This is a genomic window from Pseudomonas sp. NyZ201 (assembly GCF_049860765.1).
Lineage (GTDB): Bacteria > Pseudomonadota > Gammaproteobacteria > Pseudomonadales > Pseudomonadaceae > Aquipseudomonas > Aquipseudomonas bharatica.
The window spans coordinates 1,235,501-1,256,428 of the sequence record NZ_CP187557.1; the positions used below are offsets into that span (position 1 = coordinate 1,235,501).

Here is a 20,928-nt window from a genome sequence, read left to right on the forward strand (position 1 = left end):
CGACGGCGAGAGAGGGGCCGCCGCCGCCCCAAGGGTCAGAGCAGGCTGATCGGGTAGCTGATGATCAGGCGGTTCTCGTCGAAGGCATTGGTGCTGTAGTCCCGGCGCATCGTGGAGTTGCGCCATTTCACCGACAGGTTCTTCAGGGTGCCGGACTGGATCACGTAGGCCAGCTCCGATTCCCGCGCCCATTCCTTGCCGTCGTCGACGGTGGCGGTGTGCACGTTGTCACCCTTGATGTAGCGGTTCATCAGGGTCAGGCCAGGCACGCCGAGCACAGCGAAGTTGTAGTCGTGGCGCAACTGCCAGGAACGTTCCTTGGCGTTGTCGAAGCTGGAGTTGTAGCTGTCGTTGGCCAGTGTCCCGCCGCTGGTGCCGTTGACCCGCATCCACTGGTCGTCACCGCTGACTTTCTGCAGGCCGACGTAGAAGGTGTTGCCGCCGTACTTGGCCGAGAGCATGGCCGAGGCGGTGCGGTTGTCCAGGTCGCCGGCGCGGGCCGAGCCGTCTTCCTTGCCGAGGAAGTAGCCGAGGTTGGCACCCAGGGTCCAGTCGCCCAGCGGCTGGCTGTGCACCAGGTTGATGTACTGCTGTTGGTAGATGTCCTTCAGTTGCGCGTTCCACAGGCCGACCATGGTGCGCTTTTCGTTGAAGGTGAACTCACCGCCGGCGAAGTTGAAGCGGTCCGAGGTGAAGGCCGCCTTGCCGTTCATGAACATGTCTTCCATGCTCGCGTCGTTGCGCGGGCTGTTGCCGCGGAACTGGCCGGCATAGAGGGTCAGTCCGTCGATTTCCTGGGAGGTGACCTGGCCGCCGCGGAAGGTCTGCGGCAGCGAGCGGCCGTCGTCGGAACGCAGGATCGGCAGCACTGGCATCCATTCGCCGACCTTCAGTTCGGTCTTGGAGATCTTCGCCTTCAGGGCCACACCGAGACGGCCGAAATCGTCGGCCGGACGGCCGTCGTCATGCACCGGCAGCAGGTGGGTGCCCGCCGTGCCCTTGCCGCCATCGAGCTTGACCGAGTACAGCCCGAGGATATCCACGCCAAAGCCGACGGTGCCTTGGGTGAAGCCCGATTTGGCGTCGAGGATGAAGCTCTGGGTCCACTCTTCGGCCTTGCCCTGGGGGTTGGCCGGGTCGACGAAGTTACGGTTGATATAGAAGTTGCGCAGGTTGAGGTTGGCCTTGGCGTCCTCGAGGAAACCGCTTTCAGCGGCCATGGCGGGGAGGGCGCAGGTCATGGCGAGAACGCCGGGAAGCAGGTGCCGTGCTGTGTGCGGAGTGTTCTTCATCGATGTATCTCTTGTTTTTATGTAAGCCGAAACCATCCGCTGCGACTGGAAAGGCGCAGATCGGGTTGCGTGCTTTTTGGGTGTGCTTGGGGACAAGCGGCAGGGAGGATGGTGCTGTGCGGGGCGGGGGTGAATCAATTCGTTACAGGCGGTTTTGGGCGATAATCGAACACTAACTGAATAGTTAGTTTTATTCAAAAGCTGGACGCGGACCTTGTGGGAGCGGGTTCACCCGCGATTACGGTAGTGAGTCCACCACCGCAATCGCGGGTGAACCCGCTCCCACAAGGTCCGCGTCATGCTTTGGATTTATATAAAAAAGCCCACCTGGGAGGTGGGCTCTTTGTTCACAGCGCTACAGCATCAACGCGAAGCCTGGGCATCGCCGGTCTTTTCATACCAGCCGCCACCCAGTGCCTTGTACAGGTTCACCTCGCTGACCAGTTGCGACAGCCGGTCGCCGATCAGTGCCTGCTGCGCGCTGAACAGGTTGCGCTGGGCATCGAGGAACACCAGGTTGCTGTCGACGCCGATGCGGTAGCGACGCTCGGCCAGGCGGTAGTAATCCTGGTTGGCGGCGACCAGGTCGCGCTGGGCCTGCAACTGTTCGTTGTAGGTCTGGCGCGCGGCGAGGCCATCGGAGACTTCCTGGAAGGCGGTCTGGATGGTCTTTTCGTACCTGGCAACGTTGATGTCCTTCTGGATCTTCGAGTAATCCAGGCTGGCCTTCAGCGCACCGGCATTGAAGATCGGCAGGCTGATCGACGGCTGGAACAGCCAGGTACCCGAACCGCCCTTGAACAGCCCGTCCATGTCCGGGCTCAGGGTCCCGGCATTGGCGGTCAGGCTGATGCGCGGGAAGAATGCCGCGCGGGCCGCGCCGATATTGGCGTTGGCCGCCTTGAGCAGGTGCTCGGCTTCCATGATGTCCGGGCGCCGGGTCAACAGGTCCGACGGCAGGCCGGCCGGCATTTCCGAAAGCAGGTCGCTGTCCAGCGGCCTGGCCGCCGGCAGGTTCACCGGCAGCCCGGCACCGACCAGCAGGGTCAGGGCGTTGAGGTCCTGGGCCACCAGGCGCTGGTACTGCGCCAGCTTGACCCGCGCGCCTTCCACGGCGGTGCGCGACTGGCTCAGGTCGAGCGCCGACGCCACGCCAACCTCGGCGCTGCGCTGGGTCAGCTTGAAGCTTTCTTCGTAGGTCTTGAGGGTCTCTTCGGTCAACTTGAGCAGCGACTGGTCGGCCTGCCAGGTGAACCAGGCATTGGCGACGCTGGCCACCAGGGCGATCTGCGTCGAGCGACGTGCCTGCTCGCTGGACAGGTAGGTTTCCAGGGCCTGCTCGCTGAGGCTGCGCACCCGGCCGAACAGGTCCAGCTCGTAGGCGCTGACGCCGACGGTGGCCGAGTACTGGCTGGTGATGCCGGAGCGACCGGTCTGCGACATGTCCGCCGGAACCCGCTGGCGCGAACCGCTGGCGTCGGCCGACACCGCCGGGAACAGGTCGGCACGCTGGATGCGGTACTGGGCGCGGTAGGCGTCGATGTTCAACGCCGCGACACGCAGGTCGCGGTTGTTTTCCAGCGAGCTCTGGATCAGTTGCTGCAGCGCCGGATCATGGAAGAACTGGCGCCAGCCCTGTTCGGCCGCGGCGACCTGGGCCGACTCGGCCGGCGAGTACGCCGGGCCGGTCGGCCACTGGGCCGCCACCGGCGCCTCGGGGGTCTTGTACTCGGGAATCAGCGAGCAACCGCTCAGGATGAACGCGGTCACCGCCAGGGACATCAAGGACTTGGTCATTGCCCAGCCTCATAACGTGGGGTTTCAGGTGTGGCGTCTTCTTCCGGCTTCTTGCTGCCGAACCACGACGACACGCTTACGAAGAACAGCGGTACCCAGAAGATGGCCAGGATGGTCGCGGTGAGCATGCCGCCGATCACCCCGGTACCGATCGCGTGCTGGCTGCCCGAGCCTGCGCCGCTGGCGATGGCCAACGGTACCACGCCGAGGATGAACGCCAGCGAGGTCATGATGATCGGGCGCAGACGCATGCGGCAGGCTTCGATGGCCGCGTCGATCAGGCTGCGGCCCTGCTCGTGCAGTTCCTTGGCGAACTCGACGATCAGAATGGCGTTTTTCGCCGCCAGGCCGATGGTCGTCAACAGCCCGACCTGGAAGTACACGTCGTTGGACAGTCCGCGCAGGCTGGTGGCCAGCAGCGCACCAATGATCCCCAGGGGCACCACGAGCATGACCGCGATCGGGATCGACCAGCTTTCATACAGCGCGGCCAGGCAGAGGAACACCATCAGCAGCGACAGGGCATACAGGGCCGGTGCCTGGGAGCCCGACAGGCGCTCCTCGTAGGACAGGCCGGTCCAGGAGTAGCCGATACCCGACGGCAGTTGCGCGATGATCCGCTCGACTTCGGCCATGGCGTCGCCGGTACTGTAGCCGGGAGCCGGCGCACCGAGGATTTCCACCGCCTCGACGCCGTTGTAGCGCGACAGCTTGGGCGAGCCATAGATCCACTCGCCGTGGGCGAAGGACGAGAACGGCACCATCTCGCCAGCCGCGTTGCGCACGTACCATTTCTGCAGGTCTTCCGGGCTCATCCGCGACGAAGCCTCGCCCTGGATGTAGACCTTCTTGACCCGGCCACGGTCGATGAAGTCGTTGACGTAGCTGGCACCCAGGGCAATCGACAGGGTGTTGTTGATATCGGCGATGGTTATGCCCAGGGCACTGGCGCGCTCGTCGTCGACGGTCAACTGGTACTGCGGCTCGTCGTTCAGGCCGTTGGGACGCACTGCCGAGAGAATCTTGCTTTGCGCCGCCAGGCCGAGGAACTGGTTGCGCGCTTCCATCAGCTTGTTGTGGCCGACGCCGGCACGGTCCTGCAGGAACACGTCGAAACCGGTGGCGTTACCCAGCTCCAGTACCGCAGGCGGGGCGAAGGCGAACACCATGGCGTCGCGGAAGCTGAAGAAATGCTGCTGGGCGCGGGCCGCCAGGTTGAACACGTTGTTCTCGGCGGAGCGCTCGCCCCATGGCTTGAGCATGATGAAGGCCATGCCCGAGCTCTGGCCACGGCCGGCGAAGTTGAAGCCGGTCACGGTGAACACCGAGGAAACGGTATCGGCTTCCTTGTCCAGCAGGTATTCGCGCATCTGGTCGACTACCACCTGGGTGCGCTCGGCACTGGAACCGGCCGGAGTCTGCACCTGGGCGAACAGAACGCCCTGGTCTTCCTCGGGCAGGAACGCGGTTGGGATGCGGGTGAACAGCCAGACCATGCCGACCACGATCAGCAGGTACGCCAGCAGGTACGGCGTCTTGTGCCGCAGCATGTTGCCGACGCCGCGCTCGTAGCTCTGCACGCTGCGGTCGAAGTTGCGGTTGAACCAGCCGAAGAAACCACGCTTGGCGGTGTGGTGCTCGCCCTTCTTGACCGGCTTGAGCATGGTTGCGCACAGCGCCGGGGTGAAGATCAGCGCTACCAGCACCGACAGGGCCATGGCCGAGACGATGGTGATGGAGAACTGCTTGTAGATCACACCGGTGGAGCCGCCGAAGAACGCCATCGGCAAGAGTACCGCCGAAAGCACCAGGGCGATGCCCACCAGCGCACCCTGGATCTGGCCCATGGATTTCTTGGTCGCTTCCTTGGGCGATAGTCCCTCTTCGGTCATCACCCGTTCGACGTTTTCCACCACGACGATGGCGTCGTCCACCAACAGGCCGATGGCCAGGACCATGCCGAACATGGTCAGGGTGTTGATGCTGAAGCCGGCCGCGGCGAGGATGCCGAAGGTGCCGAGCAGTACCACCGGCACCGTCATGGTGGTGATCACCGTGGCGCGGAAGTTCTGCAGGAACAGGTACATCACCAGGAACACCAGCACGATCGCTTCGATCAGGGTGTGGATCACACCGCTGATGGACTCGGTCACCACCGGCGTGGTGTCGTACGGGAAGACCGCTTTCATGCCCGGCGGGAAGAACGGTTCCAGGTCGGAGATGGTCTTGCGCAGGGCCTTGGCGGTATCCAGGGCGTTGGCGCCGGTGGCCAGTTTCACCGCCAGGCCGGAGGCCGGCTTGCCGTTGAACTGGGCGCTGACCGCATAGTTTTCACCGCCCAGGCCGACCTTGGCGACATCGCCCAGGCGCACTTGCGAACCGTCGCGGTTGACCTTGAGCAGGATCTTCTCGAACTGCTCGGCGGTCTGCAGGCGGGTCTTGCCGATGATGGTGGCGTTCAGTTGCTGGCCGGGCAGGGCGGGCAGGCCGCCGAGCTGGCCGGAGGACACCTGGACGTTCTGTGCGGCGACAGCGGTTTTGACATCGACCGGGGTCAGCTGGAATTTGTTCAGCTTGGCCGGGTCGAGCCAGATGCGCATGGCGTACTGGGCACCGAAGACCTGGAAGTCACCGACACCGGCGGTGCGGGAAATCGGGTCCTGCATGTTGGAGACGATGTAGTTGGCCAGGTCGTCCTTGGTCATGCTGCCGTCTTCGGAAACCAGGCCGATCACCAGCAGGAAGTTCTTCACCGCCTTGGTCACGCGGATACCCTGCTGCTGCACTTCTTGCGGCAGCAGCGGGGTGGCCAGGTTCAGCTTGTTCTGCACCTGGACCTGGGCCGTGTCGGGGTTGGTGCCCTGCTCGAAGGTCGCGGTAATGGTCATGCTGCCATCGGAGTTACTTTCCGACGACACATAGCGCAGGTTGTCGATACCGTTGAGCTGCTGCTCGATCACCTGGACCACGGTGTCCTGCACGGTCTGCGCCGAAGCGCCCGGGTAGGTCACGGCGATGGCGATCGCCGGCGGAGCGATGCTCGGGTACTGGTTGATCGGCAACTTGAGGATCGACAACGCCCCGACCAGCATGATCACCAGGGCGATCACCCAGGCGAAGATCGGGCGATCGATAAAGAATCTCGACATGGTTTACTCCCCTTTGGCCCCTGCGCTCGCGGCACTGGCCTGGGTTGGCTGGGCAGGCTTGACGTTGGTCGCATCGCTGACCTTCACCTCGATGCCTGGCTTGACGTACTGCAGGCCCTCGGTAATCAGGCGGTCACCGGCATTCAGGCCTTCTTCCACCAGCCAGTCGTTACCGACGGTGCGGCTGGCCTTGAGCTGGCGCAGCTCGACCTTGTTGTCCTGGTTGACCACCAGGGCGGTGGCCTGGCCTTTCAGGTCGCGGGTCACGCCTTGCTGCGGCGCGAGGATGGCGGTTTCGTTGACGCCGTTGTTCAGGCGGGCATGAACGAACATGCCGGGCAGCAGGTTGTGTTCCGGGTTGGGGAACACGGCACGCAGGGTCACCGAGCCGGTGGTTTCGTCGACCGATACTTCCGAGAATTCCAGGCGACCTTTCTGCTTGTAATCGCTGCCATCTTCCAGCTTCAGGCTGACTTCGGCGGCGTTGTCGCCGACCTTCTTCAGCTTGCCGCTCTCCAGCTCGCGACGCAGCTTGAGCAGTTCGGCCGAAGACTGCGTCACATCGACGTAGATCGGGTCGAGCTGCTGGATGGTGGCCATGGCCGTGGCCTGGCCGTTGCTGACCAGGGCACCTTCGGTGACTGCGGAGCGACCGATACGGCCGCTGAGCGGGGCGAGCACCTTGGTGTAGCGCAGATCGATCTCGGCGCTTTTCAGCGTGGCTTCAGCCTGCAAACGTTTGGCCAATGCATCGTCGTAGTCCTGGCGGCTGATGGCGCGTTCGTCCACCAACTGCTTGTAGCGATCGGACAGCGAGCGGGTCGATTGCAGGTTGGCCTTGGCGCTGGCCAGGGTCGCTTCGTAGACCGACGGGTCGATCTGGTAGAGCTGCTGGCCTTCCTTCACCTCCGAGCCTTCCTTGAACAGGCGCTTGAGGATGATGCCGTTGACCTGTGGACGTACTTCCGCCACCCGGTACGCGATGGTGCGGCCCGGCAGGTCGGAGACGAGGGTATAGGATTGCGGCTGGAGGGTGACGACGCCGACCTGAGGAGCCTGCGCCACGGGCGCCGCTTCTTCCTTTTTACAGCCGCTGAGCAGTGTTGCCAGGGCGACGGCGGATACCAGAGCGGTAACAGCTGGCTTGAGTTGCATGAAGATCCTCGGGTCAGAATAGAGCTGAAGACGCTCAAGAATAATGGAAAACGGATTAAGGAAAATTAACGGGTCCGGCTAGATAAGTAGCATGCTAAGGAATATACTTACATTCATGCTTGTTTGTAAATACCCGCTACCTTGTCAAACACAGGCTGCAAGGCGCGATACCAGAACTCCCGGCGGGCGCCCTGAACAAGGCCGCCGCCGCTCAGAACCCGGTTACCCGACGCAGGCGACCGGCTCCTTGATGAGGTTGTACTGCCATGGTCCGTCGAACCAAAGAGGAAGCACAGGAAACCCGTAACCAGATTCTCGAAGCTGCGGAAAAAGCCTTCTACAAGCGTGGAATAGCGCGTACCACCCTGGCGGATATCGCCGAGCTGGCGGGCGTCACCCGGGGAGCCATCTATTGGCACTTCGATAACAAGGCCGAACTGGTCGAAGCGCTGCTCGACAGCCTGCAGGAACCGCTGGACGCCCTGGCCCGCGCCAGCGAAAGCGAGGACGAACCCGACCCGCTGGGTTGCATGCGCAAACTGCTGGTGCAGTTGATGCACCGGATGGCCAGTGATCCGAAAACCCGGCGCATCAATGAGATTCTTCATCACAAGTGCGAATTCACCGATGAAATGTGCGAGATCCGCGTCCAGCGGCAGAACGCGACGACCGATTGTCACGAGCGCATCACCCGTAGCCTGAGCAATGCCGTCAAGCGCGGGCAGTTGCCGGCCGATACCGATCCGCAGCGTGCGGCGCTGGCCATGTTCGCTTACATCGACGGGCTGATCCGGCGCTGGCTGCTGCTGCCGGACAGCTTCGACCTGCTCGGCGATGCCGAACGCTGGATCGATGCGGGGCTGGACATGCTGCGCTTGAGCCCCTCCCTGCGCAATTGAGGTTTTGTGAGCATTTGTGAATCTTTGTATTTCCAGATTCCGTTGGTAGTGTAGGCGCCGGTCCAGACGAAAGTCGGACCGGCGTCAACATTATGTAGGCTTGGGTCCGTCCGGATACTTAGCTGGCTAATTAAATTTTCTTCATCGAGTCCGCACATGACCGCGCAAACCCCGACACTGAAAGGCGCCGTTCAACCGCTGCGGGGGATCGCCCTGATCTGTCTGGCGGTCTTGCTGTTCGCCAGCCACGACGCCTTGTCCAAGTACCTGTCCGGGTTCTACGCCATCGTCATGGTGGTATGGGCGCGCTATGTGGTTCACACCCTGTTGATGCTGGTGGTGTTCGTGCCGCGCACCGGGCTTTCGGCGGTGGTGCGTACGCGGCGGCCGTTGCTGCAACTGGCGCGAGCGCTGTGCCTGATCGGCACCAGCCTGCTTTTCACCACCGGCCTGCGCTATATCCCGCTGGCCGAAGCGACTGCGGTCAACTTCCTCGCGCCCCTGATGGTCACTGCGCTGTCGGTGCCATTGCTCGGCGAGCGGGTTACCCGAGGGCAATGGATGGCCGTGTCGGCAGGCTTTATCGGTGTGCTGATCGTGATCCGGCCGGGCGGCGCGTTGTTCACCCCGGCCATCCTGTTGCCCTTGGGCTCGGCCTTCTGTTTCGGCTGCTACCAGTTGCTCACCCGCAAGCTCAGCGCCACCGACAGCCCGACCACCAGCAACTTCCTTACCGGCATCTTCAACAGCCTGATCATGACTGCCCTGGTGCCGTTCTTCTGGACCCTGCCCAGCTTCACCCACGGCCTGTTCATGATTGGCCTGGGCACCTGCGGCATGCTCGGCCACATGCTCCTGACCTCAGCGTTCAAACATGCGGCACCGGCCATGCTGGCGCCGTTCAGTTACGGGCAGATCCTCTTTGCCGGAATGTTCGGCTACCTGGTCTTTGGCCACAGCCCGGATATCTACGGCGTGGTCGGCATCGCCATCATCTGCCTCAGCGGCCTGGCCGTGGCCTGGGTGCAGCGGCGCGGCTGATCAGTGCCCACGCAGTTCGCGGTTGGGCAGGGCCAGCGCAGCGGCCAGGCCCAGCAGCGAAATCGAGGCGCTGCCCAGCAGCAGGTTGCGGAAGGTTACCGACAGCTCGGCCTGTACCTGAAGACTCGCCTCGCCCGTACGCAGGCTGCCCAGCAGGGCCTCGCCGGCCAGCGCATAGCCACCGTCCTGCAGCATCGCCAGCAACAGCGCCGACATCAGTGCCACGCCCATCGCACCGCCGAGGGAGCGGAACAGGTTGGTGGTACTGGTGGCGACGCCGATATCCTGCGGCTGCACCGAACTCTGTGCCGCCACCAGCGAGGTCGGGAACTGCGTGCCGCCGGCGATGCCGGTCAGCAGCATGAAGAAACCACTGAGCAGGGTGGCTGACGGCGGGCTGAACGCCATGCCGATGATCGCCAGCGGCATCAGCACACTACCGAACAGGATCTGCGGCTTGAAGCGCCCGGTCAGGTTGGTCAGGCGACCTGCACTGTAGGCGCCGATCGGCAGGCCCATGGCCAGCGGCAGCAGGTGTAGCGCCGCGCTGTCGGCGCCGGCGCCGGTGATGCTCTGGTAGCGCAGAGGCATCAGCATAGTCAGGGAGATGGCCTGGAAACTGGTGAAGAAGATCGCGCACCAGCACAGCACCGCGACCTTGTTGCCGAACAGCTTCAAGGGCAGCAATGGCTCCGGTGCCCGGCGCTCGTACAGGATGAACAGGGTCAGGCCGACCAGCGCCACCCCGAGCAATGCCAGCACCGCCTCGCCATGCCAGGCATGGCCCTGGCCGATCAGGGTAATGGCCAGCAGCAGGCTGGTCAGGCCGAGGATCAGCAGCAGCGCACCGGGGTAGTCCACCCTGGCTGCCCGTTGTGGCGTCGCCAGCCCGCGCAGGCTGTTGCGTGTCACCCACCAGGCGACCAGGCCCAGTGGCAGATTCAGCCAGAACACCCAGCGCCATGACAGGTATTCGGTCAGCAAGCCGCCCAATACCGGCCCGACCACGCTGGCGGCGGCGTACATGCTGCTGAAGTAGCCCTGGTAGCGCCCGCGTTCCCGTGGCGCGACCAGATCGCCGAGGATCGCCTGGCTCACCGAGACCATGCCGCCCGCGCCGATGCCCTGGATCACCCGCGCCAGTACCAGTTGTTCCATGCTCTGGGCCATGGCACAGCACACCGAAGCCAGGGTAAAGATCGCCGTACCGCCGAGGATCATTCGCCGACGGCCATAGAGATCGCCCAGCTTGCCGTAGATCGGCGTGGCCACGGTCATTGCCACCATATAGCCAGAAATCACCCAGGCCAGCAGGCCGACATCATTGAATTGCGCGGAGATCGCCGGCATGGACACGGCAATGATGGTCTGGTCGAGGGCACCGAGAAAGATCGCCAGCATCAGGGCGACGAGCACGGTACGGATGGCGGGTTGCGGTGGGGTGGTGGGTAGGGTCACGGCGGGGCTCGGATGTTTTTTCACGCGAGTTTAACCGATAGCTTGCTAAGCGTCTTCACGGGCCTCATCGCTGGCAGCGGTGCATACAATCCCTGTGGGAGCTGGCTTGTCGGACCGCCGCACCGCAGCGATGAGGCCGGTGCAGGCGACCCTTATCTCAACGCGCTAAGCGTGGCCGTATGCGGCACACAATGAACCAGCGAACAACTCGCCGCGGACCAGGGCTGGTTACGCGCCTGCTCGACCCGCCAGGCAGCTGTGGCATACAGCCCCATGACGGCGGCGATGGCGAAGACGACCGCGCATTTCCTGGATTTGACACCCATGATGCTGACCTCCCGCTACGACACACCCTGCTACAAGCCTAGTTCACTTATGGCAGGTCGCGATCCCATTCCGGTGGATCGGTGAAGCGTTCGGCGAGGAAGTCCAGCATGCTGCGCAAGGTCGCCGGCATATGCTTGCGCGAGGTGTACACCGCATGCAGGTTCAGGGTCTTCGGCCGGGCCTGGGGCAGCAGCTGCACCAGCTCGCCGCTGCGCAACGGCCGGTGTGCCAGGTAGGTCGGCAGCATGGCGATACCGGCGCCGGCCAGGGCCGCCTGTTGCAAGGTCAGGGCCTCGTTGGCGCTGATAGTGCCCTGGATCGGTACCGACACGTTTTCCCCGTCCACCTCGAAATGCCAGAGGCTATGGCCGAAGTAGGAATGGGTCAGGCAATTGTGCCGGGCCAGGTCCTGCACCGTTTGTGGCCGCGGATGCTCGCGCAGGTAGGCCGGGGCGGCGCAGATCACCGAGCGGCAAACGCTCAGGCGCCGGGCGATCAGGTTGGGATCGATATCGTTGCTGGTACGGATCGCCAGGTCGATGCGTTCATCCACCAGGTTGACGGTGCGATCGAGCATCTGCAGGTCGATCCTGACCTGGGGATAACGGCGCACGTATTCGGTGATCGCCTCGAGCAACTGCGCCTGGCCGAACGAAGTGCTCACGCTGATGCGCAATTCTCCCCGGGGCGTCTGGTCCGGGGTCGCGACGGCGGCCTGCAGGTCACCGGCCAGCTCCAGCATTTGCCGGCAGCGTGGCAGGGTTTCCTTGCCGGCGGCAGTCAGGCTCAGCTTGCGGGTGGTGCGCTGCATCAGGCGCGCGCCGACCCAATCCTCAAGGTCCGCCAGGTAGCGGGATATGACCGGGCGCGACATATCCAGATGATCGGCGGCGGCGGATTGGCTGCCAAGATCGACCACGGTGACGAAGACCCGCATGGCGGTGAGACGGTCCATTGATCTGTCCGGTTTCAGAAACAAACTATGCGCAAGAATCGCATTTTTTGCCCCGGATCGCGCAACTAAGCTGTGCTCAGTCGTCGTCTTCGAGACAGGTTCAACTCTCAGTGGAGGTTTGTCATGAGCAAGATCGCAATCATCGGTGCAACCGGCCGTGCCGGCAGCCAGTTGCTGGAAGAAGCCCTGCGCCGTGGCCATAGCGTCACCGCCATCGCCCGGGACCCGGCGAAACTGCAGGGCCGCGCCGGGGTGAACCCCGTGGCGCTGGACATCAAGGATGGCGCGGCGCTGGCCAAGGCCCTGGCCGGGCACGATGCGGTGCTGAGCGCTGCGCACTTCACCGGGATCCCCGCGCAGACCCTGCTGGCGCCGGCAAAGCAGGCCGGGGTCAAGCGCGTGCTGGTGGTGGGTGGGGCAGGCAGCCTGCTGCTGCCGGACGATTCGCGGGTGATCGACAGCCCGGACTTCCCCGAGGCCTACAAGGCCGAGGCCAGCGCGGGTGCGGTCTATCTGGAAACGTTGAAGCAGGAGCAGGACCTGGACTGGACCTTCCTCTCGCCTTCGGCGGAGTTCGTGGAGGGCCCGCGGACCGGGTCGTACAAGTTGGGCAAGGATCATCTGCTGATCGGTGCCGATGGCAGGAGCTGGATCACCTTTGCCGACTACGCAATTGCCTTGCTGGATGAGCTGGAGCAGCCGAAGCATTCGCGGCAGCGGTTCACTGTAGGTTACTGAATTGTTCTTCAGGGCCTCATCGCGGGTGAACCCGCTCCCACAGGTTACTCTGTGGGAGCGGGTTCACCCGCGATAGGGCCCGAAAGATCACCGCCTACGGGCCTGCTCCCCCAACCATGCAACCAGCTCCACCAACCCCGGTGCCGCCACCTTCCCCGGCATTGCCAGGTAGTAACCTTTCCCGGTAGGCACCTTCAAATCAAACGGCATTACCAATCTGCCGCCGAGCAGATCATCCCCGATCAACGCCCAATCCCCGATCGCCACCCCGGTTCCTTGCGAGGCCATGGCCATCGCCATGTCCAGCGTCTCGAAATGCTGGCGCCGGCCCTGGATCTCCAGCCCGCTTCCGGCCGCCTCCAGCCAGGTCTGCCAGTCCCGCTCGTCCCGAGTCGGGTGCAGCAGCATGTGCCCGGCCAGATCCGCCACCTCGCGCAGCGGCGTGGTACCCGCCAGCAAGTGTGGCGAGCAGACCGGCGTCAGTTGCTCGTCGAACAGTTTCAATGCCTCGCCCTCCGGCTCGGCACCATAGACCACCGCCGCATCGAAGCCCTCCCGGCGAAAATCCACCCCGTGCTGGATGGTGGTGGTCAGTTCCACCGGCACGTCCGGCCGCAACGCCTGCCATTCCATCAGCCGTGGCAGCAGCCAGCGCATCACGCAGGTCGGCGCCTTCAATTGCAGGGTGCCGCGTGGCGCGCCGATCTGCTGCACGCCGTCTTCTATCAGGCTGAACACCTGCTGTACCCGGGGCAGCCATTCCTGCCCTTCGCGGGTCAGGCTCAAGCCGCGGGCCTGGCGGATGAACAGCGGATAGCCGAGGTGTTCCTCGAGCCCGGCGATCTGCCGGCTGACCGCCCCCTGGGTCAGGTGCAACTGCTGGGCAGCCCGGGTGAAGTTGCAGCATTGGGCCGTCACCAGGAAGGTATGCAGGGCGGCAAGGGGAGGGAGTCGTTTCATCGGAATAAGCCATGATCTGGGCGCATGGCTAGTATGAGGAACTTTGCCTTGTGCCGGTAGCCACCCGGCGGTCCAATGAAGGCCTGGCCCCGAACACAGACAATAGGCTCACGAACATGGCGACTTGCGGCGAAGTGCTGGTAAAACTCCTCGAAAACTACGGTGTGGACCATGTGTTCGGCATCCCGGGCGTGCATACCGTGGAACTCTATCGAGGCCTCGCGGCGTCCGCTATCCGGCATATCACCCCGCGCCACGAGCAAGGCGCCGGCTTCATGGCTGACGGTTATTCGCGCACCCGTGGCAAACCTGGCGTGTGTTTCATCATCACCGGCCCGGGCATGACCAACATCACCACCGCCATGGGCCAGGCCTACGCCGATTCGATCCCGATGCTGGTGATTTCCAGCGTGCAATCGCGCAGCGCCCTGGGCGGCGGGCGGGGCAAGTTGCATGAACTGCCGAACCAGAGCGAACTGGTGCGCGGTGTCGCTGCCTTTTCCCATACCCTGATGTCCGCCGACGACCTGCCGCAAGTCCTGGCCCGTGCCTTTGCCGTGTTCGATGGCGCACGACCGCGGCCTGTGCATATCGAGATTCCGCTGGATGTGATCGTCGAGCCGGCCGATCACCTGCTGGGCAGCGAGCCGGTGCGCGTCGAGCGTGCCGCCGCAGCCCCGGCTACTGCGGCGAAGATGGCCGCCCTGCTGGCAAACGCCCGTCGTCCGCTGATTCTTGCCGGTGGCGGCGCCATCGGCGCCAGCGCCTCGCTGACCCGGCTCGCCGAGTACCTCCAGGCGCCAACCGCGCTGACCATCAATGCCAAGGGCATGTTGCCATCCCGTCATCCGCTGCTGATCGGCTCGACCCAGTCCCTGGCCGCCACCCGTGAACTGGTGCGCGAGGCCGATGTGGTGCTGGCCATCGGCACGGAACTGGCCGAGACCGACTACGACGTCACCTTCAAGGGCGGCTTCGAGATCCCTGGCACCCTGCTGCGCATCGACATCGACCCGGACCAGACCGTACGCAACTACCCGCCGAAGCTGGCCATGGTCGCCGATGCCGGGCATGCCTGCGATGCGCTGCTGCATGCCCTTGGCGACCAGCCGTCACCGGTTCGCGCCGGTGAGTGGGGCCCGGCCCGCGCGGCGCGGCTGAAAGAAACCCTGGCCGCACAGTGGGACGACGCGGCAACTGCCCAGACCCTGTTCCTCGATACCATTCTTGAAGCTTTGCCACAGGCCGTGCTGGTGGGCGATTCGACCCAGCCGGTGTACACCGGCAACCTGACCCTCGACCTGGACCATCCGCGCCGCTGGTTCAATGCGTCCACTGGCTACGGCACCCTTGGATATGCCCTGCCGGCGGCCATGGGGGCCTGGCTGGGCAGTGCGCAGGAAGCCGCACAGCGCCTGCCGGTGGTCTGCCTGATCGGCGACGGTGGTATCCAGTTCACCCTGCCCGAGCTGGCCAGTGCCGTGGAGGCACAGGTGCCACTGATCGTCCTGCTGTGGAACAACCAGGGCTACGAGGAAATCAAGCGCTATATGGTCAACCGCGATATCGAACCGGTGGGCGTGGATATCCACACGCCGGACTTCGTCACCATCGCCAAGGGCTTCGGCTGCGCGGCGCAAGCGGTGAGTGAAGTCCAGGCCCTGAAGGCGGCACTGGTCGCCGCTGCCGGCCGCCAGGGACCGACGCTGATCGAGATCGACCAGCGCTGCTGGACCGACAACGCCCTGGATTAAATCGCGTTGCGCAGGCGCGCCATGTCCCGCAACGGGGGCGCGCCGTACAGCCGGCTGTATTCGCGGCTGAACTGCGACGGGCTTTCATAGCCGACTCGATAGCCCGCCACCGCCGCCTCCAGGCCATCGTTGAGCATCAGCCGACGAGCCTCCTGGAGGCGCAGTTGTTTCTGGTACTGCAACGGGCTCATCGAGGTCACCGACTTGAAACGGTGATGCAGTGCCGAGACGCTCAGGTTCACCTCGCGGGCCAGGTCCTCGATGCGCAGCGGCTTATCGTAGTAGTCGTTGAGCCACTGGATCGCCTGGCAAACCCGATGGGTCTGGCTATTGGACATGGCGATTTCATACAGACGGTGGCCCTGTTTCCCGCGCAACAGGCGGTAAAGGATTTCCCGTCGGATCAACGGTGCCAACACCGGGATGTCCTTCGGCGTATCCAGCAGGCGGATCAGGCGAATCAGCGCGTCCAGCAGCGCCGGGTCCAGGCGCTCGACGAACAGCCCGCGCTCGGACGCCGCCGGCACGCCCATGGGCCCGGCATCGGCGATCAGGTTGTTGATTTCTGCGGGGTCGATGTCCAGGCGAATGCCCAGGCTCGGGTTTTCCGGGCTGGCATCCAGGTACACGCCGCTGATCGGCATGGCCACCGACACCACCATGTAATGCAGCGGGTCGTAGACATAGCGCTCGTCGCCCAGGTGCACGGCCTTGCTGCCCTGGGCCAGGATGCACAGGGCAGGGTGGGCCAGGGTCGGCATGGAGCGGATGTTCTCTTCATGGCGGACCAGGAACAGGCCATTGATCGCCGGCGAGTCGACATGCCGGCGGACCAGGTCGGCAAGGGCTTCACGCAGCGCTTCGAGGGCAGGATCGAGAGGTTCGGCGGATGACATGGACGAGCTTCCTCAGCAGGATTTTCGCAGCATAGGTTTGTGCAAGTCCCGGCGCTAGCCGAAAGCTGTCGGGTTCTTGCACGATCCTGCCGGGACAGGCGGATCGCTATTCACCTTAAGCGGTTGGACTGTGTTGCGGGATTCATGGCACCGCCTGGGCGTTTCATCGACTGCCCGGCCGTCTCATGGTCGTCATGCAGGATCAGGCAATTTACCGACAGCATCGGCCTAACGGTGATGGCGGCGGGCTGGCTAATCTTGGCAGCCTGGCAGTTTCCCCTGACCGCTTCAAAGGAGCACCGCACATGACGACATCTCGACCGGTCAGCCACCTCTCCTTCGTGCGCGCCAGTGCAGGGCGCTCGGCAGAGCTGGGCGAACGTCTTCAACAATTGCGCGAGCCGACCCGCAGCACCCCGGGTTGCCTGGGCTTCAGCCTGCAACGCTCGTCTTGCGACAGCCACCTCTGGTTGCTCAGCAGCCAGTGGCAGGATCCATCGGCGATGAACGACTACTTCCACTCGCCCAGCCTGCAACTGTTCGGCGAACTGGTGCAGGCACGGGTTCTGGAGAGCCTCGATCTGCACACCTTCAGCTAGAATGACGGCCTTTTTCGCAATCATCGGGTTTGACGACAATGGCGCGCAGGGTATTCGTAGGGTTTGAAGCGGTCGCGGCGATGGTGCCGACCGAGGGTGGCTACCATGCCGCGATCGCGGTAAAGGGCCTGGGCGCCGTGGGCGCGCCGACCTTCCACAAGGTACTCGATGGCCAGGTGTTCAAGACCGCCACCGCCGCCGACGAAGCGGCGAATGCCGAACTGCAGCGCCTGCAAGGCGTCAGCGCCGACGCCGAGCTGGTCTGGTAGGCGCGCTTCAGCGCTGCGGGCGGCCCATCTTGAACAGGTTGCCCAATTCGAAATAGTCCGCCGGGCCGCCGCCACGCAGGATCGGCTCGGCGGCGGCGGTATCGTAGATACCGTCCTTGAGCAGATGCTCGGCAATATGCACCGCCACCACTTCGCCCAGGATCAGCCAGCTTGGTACCGGTTCCTGATCGGCGCGCTTGAGCTGGATGATCTGGCTCACCTTGCACTCGAACGACACCGGGCTCTCCTGCACCCGCGGCACCGCGATCACCCGCGAGGCTGCCGGGGTCAGTTGGCTCAGGGCGAATTCATCGACCTCCGGCGCGACTGGCGCGCAGCTTTGGTTCATCGCCTCGGCCAGCGGACGGGTGGCCAGGTTCCAGGCGAACTCACCGGTCTGCTCGATATTGTTCAGGCTGTCTTTGCGCCCGACGCTGCAGAAACCGATGATCGGCGGAATGTAGTTGAAGGCGTTAAAGAAACTGTAGGGCGCCAGGTTCAGGCGGCCTTCGGTGTCGTGGGAAGAGATCCAGCCGATCGGGCGCGGACCGACGATGGCATTGAACGGATCATGGGGCAGGCCGTGGCCTTTGGCGGGTTCGTAGTAGTACATCGGGCGGGCCTTGTTGGCGGGTACAGGGGGAAGGACACCTAGTGTGCCAAGAGTGGCGGGCCCTGAAAACGATTAAGCCCGGCCGGAGCCGGGCTGTGGGAGGTGAAACCGCAGGTCTTAGCTGAAGCGATGGGCCTGGGTGCGGTCGAAACCATCGGCGGCGAATTGAGCGCCCTTGGTGCGATCGAAGCCATCCTCGGCGAATTTGGCGCCGTTGGTGCGATCGAAACCGTCTTCGGCGAATTTGGCGCCGTTGGTGCGATCGAAGCCGTCTTCGGCGAATTTGGCGCCGTTGGTGCGATCGAAACCGTCTTCGGCGAATTTGGCAGCGCCGGTGTGATCGTAGCCATCTTCGGCGACTGCGGCCGCCTGGGCTTGCGGGTGGCTGAAGTTATGGCTGCCAGTGCGGTCGAAGCCGTCGGCGGCAAAAGCGTTGGCGGTCAGGACAGAGAAGGCCAGGGTCAGGATCAGTTTGCTTTTCATGGTGGTTGCTCCGGGGTAGTGAGTGGGTTGCTTGTTTCTATGGGTTTGATACTACGCCGATTAATTTGATTAAAAAGCGCAAAAAATCGGCCATAAGGATCGACTAAATCGATTTAATGGCGTTCGCGGATCCCTGTGGGAGCGGGTTCACCCGCGATTACGTCAGTGAATTCACCACCGTAATCGCGGGTGAACCCGCTCCCACAGGGATCTGCGCCGCTCAAAGGAAAAATGAAAGAATTTTCACCTACGCATTTTTCATTTTTCACCCACGCTTTTTTCATCGCTCCCTGAGCAATCTCCGCGGCACTTGACCCTGGAGCGATTCCCACAATGAATAAACTTCCGCAAATCACCCTGGCGTTCTGGATCATGAAGATCTGCGCCACCACCCTTGGCGAAACCGCCGGCGACCTGCTGTCGATGACCCTGAACGTCGGCTACGCGCTAAGCTCGGTGATCCTGATCAGCCTGTTCCTCGCCACGCTGCTGGCGCAGTTGGTCTCGCGCAAATACCACCCGGCGCTTTACTGGCTGGTGATCCTCTCCACCAGCACCGCCGGCACCACCATGTCCGACTTCATGGACCGCACCCTGGGCCTGGGCTACGCCACCGGCTCGGCGATCCTGATCGGTATCCTCGCGTTGACCTTCGCCCTGTGGCGCATGAGCGGCAACACCCTCAACGTCAACCACATCAGCAGCCGGCGCGGCGAGATCTTCTATTGGGTGGCGATCCTGTTCTCCAACACCTTGGGCACGGCGCTGGGCGATTATCTGGCGGACGATTCGGGGCTGGGCTTTGCCGGTGGTGCGCTGCTGATCGGTTCGGCGATCTGCCTGGTGGTGATCGCGCGCTACGTGACCCGGATTTCGCCGGTGGCGCTGTTCTGGATCGTCTTTGTCCTGACCCGGCCGTTCGGCGCGACCCTGGGGGACTTCCTGACCAAACCCTACGAGAAGGGCGGGCTGGATTTCGGCACCGTGGGCTCGTCGGCAGTGCTGGGCGGGGTACTGCTGCTGATGGTGGGGATGGCTTATTACTTCAATGCCCGGCGTGTGCAGCGGGTGGTTGGAACCGTCTGACAGCGGGAACAAAAAAGCCCCCGACCTTCCGGCCGGGGGCTTCGCTTTTCAGCAGATCGACTCAGTCAGTCACGATCCGCGAGTGCTTCTGCGTGTCCTTCATGAACACATACACCAGCAGCGAGCAGGCGATGCAAGCGGTGACGTACCAGTAGTAGCCGGTCTCCATGCCCGCGCTCTTGAACCACAGCGCTACGTATTCAGCCGTACCGCCGAAGATCGATACGGTCAGCGCGTACGGCAGGCCGACGCCCAGCGCGCGGATCTCGGTAGGGAACAGCTCGGCCTTTACCACGGCGTTGATCGAGGTGTAGCCGCTGACGATGATCAGCGCCGCCATGATCAGGAAGAACGCGCCCCACCAGCTTTGCACGGTGTGCAGGGTCGAGAGGATCGGCACGGTGAAGATCGTGCCGAGTACGCCGAAGGCGATCAGGATCGGACGCCGGCCGATCTTGTCCGACAGCGCGCCGATCACCGGTTGCAGGCACATGAACAGGAACAGGGTGGCCGCCGAGATCATGGTCGAGTCGGTGATGCTCATGCCCACGGTGTTGACCAGGTACTTCTGCATGTAGGTGGTGTAGGTGTAGAACGCCAGGGTGCCGCCCATGGTCAGGCCGACCACGGTGGCGAGTTCCTTCGGATGGCGCAGCAGGGTGCGCATCAGGCTTTCCTTGGCCTTGGGCTTTTCCTTTTTGGTGAAGGACTCGGTCTCTTCCATGCCGCGGCGCAGGTACAGCGCAACCACCGCGCACAGCGCGCCGATCACGAAGGGTACGCGCCAGCCCCAGGCGTACAGTTGCTCGGTGGTCAGGGTCTGTTGCAGGACGATCAGCACGGCGAGGGCGATGAGCTGGCCGGAGATCAGGGTCACGTACTGGAAGCTGGAGAAGAAACCACGGCGTTTCTTGTCGGCCATTTCGCTGAGGTAGGTGGCCGAGGTGCCGTATTCGCCACCCACCGACAGGCCCTGCATCAGGCGGGCGATGACCAGCAGTATCGGCGCGGCGACGCCGATGGTTTCATAGCCCGGGGTCAGGGCGATGACCAGGGAGCCGAAGCACATCAGCAGCACCGAAGCCATCAGCGCCGCCTTGCGTCCCTTGCGGTCGGCGTACAGGCCCATCAGCCAGCCGCCGATCGGGCGCATCAGGAAGCCCACGGCGAAGATCGCGGCGGTGTTGAGCAGTTGCGCAGTGGTGTCGCCGGCGGGGAAGAAAGCCTTGGCGAAGTACAGGGAGAATGCGGCGTAGACGTACCAGTCGTACCACTCGACCATGTTGCCCACCGACCCGCTGAAGATCGATTTGAGGCGGCTGGAGGTGGTCTTTGGCGCAGCCGTGGCAGTGGCTGCCCCGGCAGGCAGGGTGGAAGTGTTATCCATTGGACGGAACCTTCATGTTGTTTTTGTGGTGGCGCGTTGGAGCGCGGCCTGCGGGGGCTATAGCAGGAGG

Annotated in this window: 18 protein-coding genes; 7 read left to right on the forward strand and 11 right to left on the reverse strand. The window is 63.6% G+C overall.

The window, feature by feature from the left end; genetic code table 11:
• Positions 1-35: 35 nt before the first annotated feature.
• The 4 genes from ACPFMA_RS05745 to ACPFMA_RS05760 form a co-directional block, all read right to left on the reverse strand.
• Positions 36-1,292, reverse strand: coding sequence for an OprD family porin (locus tag ACPFMA_RS05745; RefSeq protein ID WP_064303444.1), 1,257 nt, complete (start codon positions 1,290-1,292; stop codon positions 36-38).
• Positions 1,293-1,655: 363 nt separating this feature from the next.
• Positions 1,656-3,089, reverse strand: a complete 1,434-nt coding sequence (gene adeC, locus ACPFMA_RS05750; protein WP_009401178.1) for an AdeC/AdeK/OprM family multidrug efflux complex outer membrane factor — start codon at positions 3,087-3,089, stop codon at positions 1,656-1,658.
• Positions 3,086-6,238 (reverse strand): multidrug efflux RND transporter permease subunit TtgB, encoded by a 3,153-nt coding sequence (ttgB, locus tag ACPFMA_RS05755; protein ID WP_425929823.1) that lies wholly within the window; start codon positions 6,236-6,238, stop codon positions 3,086-3,088. The genes adeC and ttgB overlap by 4 nt, the downstream gene beginning before the upstream one ends.
• A 3-nt stretch (positions 6,239-6,241) precedes the next feature.
• Positions 6,242-7,393 (reverse strand): efflux RND transporter periplasmic adaptor subunit, encoded by a 1,152-nt coding sequence (locus ACPFMA_RS05760; protein ID WP_009401176.1) that lies wholly within the window; start codon positions 7,391-7,393, stop codon positions 6,242-6,244.
• 266 nt (positions 7,394-7,659) lie between these two features.
• On the opposite strand from ACPFMA_RS05760, the gene ACPFMA_RS05765 reads away from it, so the two are divergent.
• Positions 7,660-8,292 carry a TetR family transcriptional regulator gene (locus ACPFMA_RS05765; protein ID WP_420059094.1) on the forward strand — a complete coding sequence of 211 codons (633 nt, stop codon included), beginning with the start codon at positions 7,660-7,662 and terminating at the stop codon, positions 8,290-8,292.
• Positions 8,293-8,448: 156 nt separating this feature from the next.
• A complete protein-coding gene (locus tag ACPFMA_RS05770) occupies positions 8,449-9,333 on the forward strand; it encodes a DMT family transporter (RefSeq protein ID WP_425929824.1) in 885 nt (294 codons plus the stop codon).
• On the opposite strand, the gene ACPFMA_RS05775 is transcribed toward ACPFMA_RS05770, so the two are convergent.
• Together ACPFMA_RS05775 and ACPFMA_RS05780 are read right to left on the reverse strand one after the other, a co-directional pair.
• Positions 9,334-10,734: an MDR family MFS transporter gene (locus ACPFMA_RS05775; protein ID WP_425930576.1), complete on the reverse strand. Its 1,401-nt coding sequence runs from the start codon at positions 10,732-10,734 to the stop codon at positions 9,334-9,336.
• 430 nt (positions 10,735-11,164) lie between these two features.
• On the reverse strand, positions 11,165-12,073 hold the full coding sequence (locus tag ACPFMA_RS05780) for a LysR family transcriptional regulator (protein WP_425929825.1): 909 nt from the start codon (positions 12,071-12,073) through the stop codon (positions 11,165-11,167).
• 123 nt (positions 12,074-12,196) lie between these two features.
• Here ACPFMA_RS05780 and ACPFMA_RS05785 point away from each other — a divergent pair, with 123 nt between their 5' ends.
• Entirely contained in the window at positions 12,197-12,811 is a 615-nt protein-coding gene (locus ACPFMA_RS05785; protein ID WP_420059096.1) for an NAD(P)-dependent oxidoreductase, read from the forward strand.
• Positions 12,812-12,898: 87 nt separating this feature from the next.
• On the opposite strand, the gene ACPFMA_RS05790 is transcribed toward ACPFMA_RS05785, so the two are convergent.
• On the reverse strand, positions 12,899-13,771 hold the full coding sequence (locus ACPFMA_RS05790; protein WP_425929826.1) for a LysR substrate-binding domain-containing protein: 873 nt from the start codon (positions 13,769-13,771) through the stop codon (positions 12,899-12,901).
• A 116-nt stretch (positions 13,772-13,887) separates the two neighbouring features.
• Here ACPFMA_RS05790 and ACPFMA_RS05795 point away from each other — a divergent pair, with 116 nt between their 5' ends.
• Positions 13,888-15,525, forward strand: a complete 1,638-nt coding sequence (locus ACPFMA_RS05795) for a 5-guanidino-2-oxopentanoate decarboxylase (RefSeq protein WP_425929827.1) — start codon at positions 13,888-13,890, stop codon at positions 15,523-15,525.
• On the opposite strand, the gene ACPFMA_RS05800 is transcribed toward ACPFMA_RS05795, so the two are convergent.
• Positions 15,522-16,421, reverse strand: a complete 900-nt coding sequence (locus tag ACPFMA_RS05800) for an AraC family transcriptional regulator (protein WP_064303435.1) — start codon at positions 16,419-16,421, stop codon at positions 15,522-15,524. The two genes, ACPFMA_RS05795 and ACPFMA_RS05800, sit on opposite strands and share 4 nt — an antisense overlap.
• A 305-nt stretch (positions 16,422-16,726) precedes the next feature.
• Here ACPFMA_RS05800 and ACPFMA_RS05805 point away from each other — a divergent pair, with 305 nt between their 5' ends.
• A complete protein-coding gene (locus ACPFMA_RS05805; protein ID WP_009401167.1) occupies positions 16,727-17,020 on the forward strand; it encodes an antibiotic biosynthesis monooxygenase family protein in 294 nt (97 codons plus the stop codon).
• A 38-nt stretch (positions 17,021-17,058) separates the two neighbouring features.
• Positions 17,059-17,289: a hypothetical protein gene (locus ACPFMA_RS05810; protein WP_009401166.1), complete on the forward strand. Its 231-nt coding sequence runs from the start codon at positions 17,059-17,061 to the stop codon at positions 17,287-17,289.
• Between the two features lie 7 nt (positions 17,290-17,296).
• Here the strand turns inward: ACPFMA_RS05810 and ACPFMA_RS05815 are convergent, their stop codons facing one another.
• On the reverse strand, positions 17,297-17,902 hold the full coding sequence (locus ACPFMA_RS05815; RefSeq protein WP_009401165.1) for a flavin reductase family protein: 606 nt from the start codon (positions 17,900-17,902) through the stop codon (positions 17,297-17,299).
• 117 nt (positions 17,903-18,019) lie between these two features.
• Complete coding sequence (locus ACPFMA_RS05820) at positions 18,020-18,385, reverse strand: hypothetical protein (protein WP_425929828.1); 366 nt, start codon at positions 18,383-18,385, stop codon at positions 18,020-18,022.
• Positions 18,386-18,718: 333 nt separating this feature from the next.
• Between ACPFMA_RS05820 and ACPFMA_RS05825 the strand changes: the two genes are divergently transcribed.
• Positions 18,719-19,471 (forward strand): hypothetical protein, encoded by a 753-nt coding sequence (locus ACPFMA_RS05825; RefSeq protein WP_425929829.1) that lies wholly within the window; start codon positions 18,719-18,721, stop codon positions 19,469-19,471.
• Between the two features lie 61 nt (positions 19,472-19,532).
• On the opposite strand, the gene ACPFMA_RS05830 is transcribed toward ACPFMA_RS05825, so the two are convergent.
• Positions 19,533-20,858, reverse strand: coding sequence for an MFS transporter (locus ACPFMA_RS05830; RefSeq protein ID WP_279900345.1), 1,326 nt, complete (start codon positions 20,856-20,858; stop codon positions 19,533-19,535).
• Between the last annotated feature and the right edge of the window lie 70 nt (positions 20,859-20,928).